The organism is Roseomonas sp. TAS13 (assembly GCF_001950415.1).
Taxonomy (GTDB): Bacteria; Pseudomonadota; Alphaproteobacteria; order Acetobacterales; family Acetobacteraceae; genus Roseomonas; species Roseomonas mucosa.
This window is the reverse complement of the sequence record NZ_BDLP01000306.1, coordinates 1-5,260: the sequence shown is the minus strand read 5'-3', so window position 1 is coordinate 5,260 and position 5,260 is coordinate 1. Positions and strand designations below refer to the sequence as shown.

The 5,260-nt window shown below is 68.8% G+C and carries 6 protein-coding genes; 5 read left to right on the top strand and 1 reads right to left on the bottom strand.

Annotated elements, in window-relative coordinates; all coding sequences use genetic code 11:
• Positions 1-138 precede the first annotated feature (138 nt).
• The 5 genes from ROTAS13_RS26485 (at position 139) to ROTAS13_RS18750 (ending at position 2,555) form a co-directional block, all read left to right on the top strand.
• Positions 139-372 carry a hypothetical protein gene (locus tag ROTAS13_RS26485; protein WP_139323441.1) on the top strand — a complete coding sequence of 78 codons (234 nt, stop codon included), beginning with the start codon at positions 139-141 and terminating at the stop codon, positions 370-372.
• A gap of 45 nt (positions 373-417) precedes the next feature.
• On the top strand, positions 418-765 hold the full coding sequence (locus ROTAS13_RS18765; RefSeq protein ID WP_075823084.1) for a hypothetical protein: 348 nt from the start codon (positions 418-420) through the stop codon (positions 763-765).
• 108 nt (positions 766-873) lie between these two features.
• On the top strand, positions 874-1,164 hold the full coding sequence (locus ROTAS13_RS18760; RefSeq protein ID WP_075823083.1) for a hypothetical protein: 291 nt from the start codon (positions 874-876) through the stop codon (positions 1,162-1,164).
• Positions 1,142-1,798 carry a hypothetical protein gene (locus ROTAS13_RS18755; protein WP_075823082.1) on the top strand — a complete coding sequence of 219 codons (657 nt, stop codon included), beginning with the start codon at positions 1,142-1,144 and terminating at the stop codon, positions 1,796-1,798. Before ROTAS13_RS18760 ends, ROTAS13_RS18755 begins: the two co-directional genes overlap by 23 nt.
• Before the next feature lie 55 nt (positions 1,799-1,853).
• A complete protein-coding gene (locus tag ROTAS13_RS18750) occupies positions 1,854-2,555 on the top strand; it encodes an SOS response-associated peptidase (protein WP_075823081.1) in 702 nt (233 codons plus the stop codon).
• A 14-nt stretch (positions 2,556-2,569) separates the two neighbouring features.
• Here the strand turns inward: ROTAS13_RS18750 and ROTAS13_RS18745 are convergent.
• On the bottom strand, positions 2,570-5,260 hold a 2,691-nt coding region (locus ROTAS13_RS18745), incomplete at its 5' end, for an error-prone DNA polymerase (protein ID WP_075823086.1).

Below are 5,260 nucleotides of genomic sequence, written 5' to 3'. Positions count from 1 at the left end.
GCTGACGGGCACCCGGCGAGGCCGGGGTTATGCAGCACCCCTCATCAGGAGCCTTTCCATGACCCGCACGCGCTTCGGCGCGGGTGTGCGCGCTGCTGCGCCCGTCCCCCGCCGCTCCCCCTTCCTGGGAGGCCCGTCATGCTGACTGCCGAGATGGCACGGCAGAGTTGCTTAGCCAGCGCCGCCCGTTGGCGCGGGCAGGCCGAGCAGGTTCGCGAGCACGCCGAGCGCAGCGACCTGCTGCCACGGCAACGCGAGGCGCTCCTGGCCGAGGCCGAGGCTTGCGGCCGGCAGGCCGATTGGTGGGTCCAAGGTGCGGACGATCATCTGCCGGCTGCCGCGCCTGCCGGCCTGGCAACGCTGCCGCAGTAGCCGGACGACCTGGAACACTCCGGGTCATTACCCAACCGCAAGTTGATGCCCCTTGGCAAAGACATCATCGCCAACGGCCATGCCGCTGCGTTCACGCTCGCAGTGGCCCAGGAGGTTCACCATGGCAACATTCAGCTGTTGCAGAAGATCACGGAGCAGGGCTCTGGTGATTTCACCATCGAGGTAGCATGTGCCGAAGCCGCCGCAGCGATCCTGCTCAAGGCCTACAAGGCTACACTGGCCGAGGGCTCCAGCATCGTCAAGCTGCAGGACGGCCGGGCACAGATCCTTGAGCGCGAGGAGGTGCTCGACCGCAGCGTCTCGTTCGTGCTGCTCGATCAGGAGGGCGTGGAGGTCCGCCCGGTGACCGCGCCGGATGGCAAGGGGTCGTGAAATGGGCTATATCCGAGGGGTCGTCGGCCAGCGCGCGCGCTACCGCGACCAGAGCGGGACGGCGGAAGCGGTCGACCGGACAACGCGAGTTACGGAAAGAGAGCGGCTGTGGCTGACACGATTGACCGCATTGCGGAGGTGGACCTGAGCAAGGTCGGCGACGCCGCAGCCACGATCAGCACCCTGGCGCGGACGCATGGCGTCACCACGGCTCCCGAGCCGGTGGATGCCTTTGTCGACGCTGCGACGCGGCTTTGCGACACCGAGATCACGTTGGATCCCACCGAGCGTCTGCTGGTCGGTCTTGCGCGGGCCGGGGTCCTGACCGACGAGCAACGCTTCGCGCTTCACGCCGCCTACCTGCGCCAGCAATCCGGTGACATTCGATCCGTTCGGTGACCGCGACACCCGCGGCTACCTGCGAAATCGCCTCGGAACCAACGATCCCGTCCTGATTGCCCGATTGGAGACGGCCGCCTTTGCGGCCAACGTGCTTCCGGCACTCGAAACCCTTCGGACGGCGCCGACGGTCGGCTACGAGCAGGTGCTCGACACCCATCGTCGGCTGTTCATCTCCGTCTACCCATGGGCGGGACAGGACCGCACCACGCTCGCGCCTGATATCGCCATCGCCAAGGGGGGCGTGTCGGACCTGTTCGCGCACCCGGCCGACGTGCGGCGCGCTCTTGACTATGCGCTTGGGATGGGCCTGGACGCTCGCCGCCTTCGGGTGGGACCGGGTGAGGTGTTCGGCGCCCTGGCCTACGCCCATCCCTTCCTGGACACCTACGGCCGGACGCTCATGACGGTGCATGCCGAACTCACGCGCCGAGCTGGCTTCCACATCGACTGGTCGGCAATCGGCAAAGCGGAATTCCTCACCGCGCTCACCGCCGAGCTGCGCAAGCCCGGCTCCAGCATGGACGCCCTGCTGCTGCCGCACGTTCGGCCGGGACCACAGCCGACCGAGCGCGCCGCGGCGGCGCTGGCGCGCAACCCAGGACTCAACCGGCCGGGTCCATCGCCGTCCTGAATGGCGCAGGCGTCCGCCGTGGCGTCCAGGCCGGAGCCGGCCTATTTTGGTCGCCATGTGCGGTCGTTTTGCCCTTTCCATGACCCCGGCCGGGCTCGCGAGGGTCTTCGGCACCCGCAACGCTGTACCGAACTTCGACCCGAATTGGAATCTGCCACCCAGCCAGCCGGCACCCGTGGTCCGGCGCAATCCCAAAACGGGGGAGCGGAGCCTGGATGTGCTGCGCTGGGGGCTGATCCCGCACTTCGAGAAGGATCCAGCCCACGCCCGCATGTTGAACAACGCGCGGGCCGAGACGGTCACGAAGCTGCCGAGCTTCCGTGGCGCTTTCGCCTCCCGCCGCTGCATCGTCCCGGCCGATGCCTTCTACGAGTGGCAGCGCGACGGCAAGCTGAAACAGCCCTTCGCCATCGCCCGAGCCGATGGCGCGCCGCTTGCCTTCGGCGGCATCTGGGAAAGCTGGGTCGACCCGGCGAACGGCGACACCACCCGGAGCTTCGCGATCGTCACCACGGCGGCGAATGCGACGATGGCGCCCATTCACGACCGCATGCCTCTCGTCCTGGAGGCTGCCGACTGGCCGGTATGGCTGGGCGAGGTGGACGGTGATCCGAAAACCCTCCTTCGTCCGGCTGCCGGCGCTGTGCTGCGGACGTGGCCGGTGAGCACGAAGGTCAACAGCGTGCGGCATAACGGGCGACACCTGCTGCAACCCATGCGGGAGGAGAGTGTCATGGGTGGGCCTAACCCCGCCTGATTCCAACTATGGTTTCATCGGAAATCACGACTCGCGGGCATCTTGCCTTTCGGTTGTGCCGATCCCGGGCCCGGGCGCCGCACCTCGTCGCCGCGCAGCAGCGCTGCATCGCTCCAGTTTGTCCCAGCGCCGGACCGGACCAGGCCGTTCAGCAAGTCCGAGCGGTCCACCAGCTTGCGGCAGATCAGGTGGATGATGGGGACCTCCGCGTGCTCCGTCTCCCGCTCCACCCGGCCCTCAGCCACCAGCAGCCGAGCGCCGATCATGGCCGCGCGGTCGCGCGCGCCCACATCGGCGTAGACCACAAGGTTCGCGGTGCCGAATTCGTCCTCCACGGTGATGAACACGATGCCCTTGGCCGTACCCGGCCGCTGCCGCATCAGCACCAGCCCAGGCAGTCTGATCCAGCTTCCTGGCCGTGCCGTGCCAAGCCTGCGCGTGTCGTGCAGCCCGAGGCGCTGCAGCTCCTCCCGTAGCAGCCCCAGCGGGTGCTGCCGCAGGCTGAGTCCGGTCGCCATGTAGTCCAGCACCGTCGACTGCCCGTCCGCCTCCGCCGGCAGTGCCGGGTCGGGCTCCCGGATGAGGGGTGGCTCGCCCAAGTCGGCGGTTTCGCCTACCAATCGCAGCAGCGGCGGAATTTCTCGCTCGATCGCCTTGGCTGCCCACATCGCCTCACGGCGGCTGGCGCCCAGGCTCAAGAAGGCGTCCGCCTCAGCCAGAGCCTCGATCGCCTTGCGGCCGACCTTCGCGCGCCGCGCTACCTCCTCGACCGAGCCGTAGGGCGAGCCGTTGCCAGCCCGCCGCACCTTGGCGATCCGCTGGCCTTCTTCCTCCGGAAGCCCTCCTGCCAGCCGTAGCCCGAGCCGAAGGGCGTACTCCTCCGCGCTCCGCGGGTCCGGCTCCAGCGTACTGTCCCAATCGGAGGCGTTGACGCACACGGGCCGCACTCGCGTCCCGTGCGCCTGGGCGTCGCGCACGATCTGCGCCGGCGCATAGAAGCCCATGGGCTGGCTGTTCAGAAGCGCGGCGGCGAACACCGTGGGGTGGTGGCACTTCACCCAGGCGGAGGCATAGGCCAGGTGGGCGAAGCTGGCGGCGTGGCTTTCCGGGAAGCCGTAGGACCCGAAGCCGTCGATCTGCTTGAACACCCGCTCGGCCAACTCGGGATCGTAGCCGCGGCGGACCATGCCGCCGACCAGGCGGTCGCGGTAGACCGAGACCCCCTGGGTGTATTTGAAGGTCGCCATGGCCCGGCGCAGGTCATCCGCCTCCTCCGGCGTGAAGCCGGCGGCGACGATGGCCACGCGCATCGCCTGTTCCTGGAACAGCGGCACGCCCAGCGTGCGCCCCAGCACGCGCTTCATCTCGTCGGCGTCCCCGTGCTCGATCGACGGCTTCGGGTATTCCGGCTTCTCCAGCCCCCAGCGGCGCCGGATGTAGGGATGCACCATGTCGCCCTGGATCGGACCGGGGCGCACCAGCGCTACCTGCACCACCAGGTCGTAGAACGTCGAGGGGCGCAGCCGGGGCAGCATGTTCATCTGCGCCCGGCTCTCGACCTGAAACACGCCGAGAGAGTCGGCACGGCGCAGCATCTCGTAGGTCTGGCGGCAATCGCGCGGCACGCCTGCGAGGTCGAGGTCGAGGCGGCGATGTCGCCGCAGCAGGTCGAAGCCTCGTCGCAGGCATGACAGCATCCCGAGCGCCAGGATGTCGACCTTCAGCAGCTTCAGCGCATCCACGTCATCCTTGTCCCACTCAAGGACGGTGCGGCCCTGCATGGCGGCGTTGCCGACCACGGCCATCTCTGTCAGCGGGCCCCGGCTCATGACGAACCCGCCCACGTGCGTGGCCAAGTGGCGCGGGAAGTCCTGGATCTCCTCCGCGAGCTGCAGCGTCAGCGCGAGGCGCCGTTCGGACAGGTCGAGGCCCTCGGCCTCCGCCAGTTCGGCGAGGCCCTGCTCCCGGCCTGGACCCCAGCTTGCCTTGGCCAGCTTGCCCGTCACGTCCTCCGACAGCCCGAGCGCCTTGCCCACCTCGCGGACGGCGCTGCGGCCGCGATAGCGGATCACCGTGCCGACGATCGCGGCCCGGTCGCGGCCGTAGCGCTCGTAGATGTGCTGGATCACCTCCTCGCGCCGCTCATGCTCGAAGTCGACGTCGATGTCGGGCGGCTCGTTGCGGGAGGCCGACACGAAGCGCTCGAACAGCAGGTCATGCTTGGAGGGATCGACCGCGGTGATGCCGAGCACGTAGCAGACGGTCGAGTTCGCGGCCGAGCCACGCCCCTGGCACAGGATGCCCTTGCTCCGGGCGTAGCGGACCACCTCGTCCACGGTCAGGAAGTAGGGCGCATAGCCCAGCTGCTCGATGAGCCGCAGCTCATGCGCGATCCGCGCCTCGATGTCAGCCGGCACGCCGCCGGGCCAACGCTTCGCCGCCGCCTCGCGCACCCGGCCGGTCAGCGTCTGCTGCGGTGTGCGGCCGGGCTCCAATATCTCGTCCGGGTACTCGTGGCGCAGCTGTTCCAGGCTGAAGCCTGAGCAGGCATCGAGTACCCGCAGCGTGTTGGCCAGCGCCTCGGGGTAGCCGGCGAACAGCCGTGCCATCTCGCCCGGGCTCTTGAGACAACGCTCGCCGTTGCGCTCGGCCGCGAAGCCGACTGTCTCTTGATCACATCTACGCACAGCTCCACCGTAAGGCGA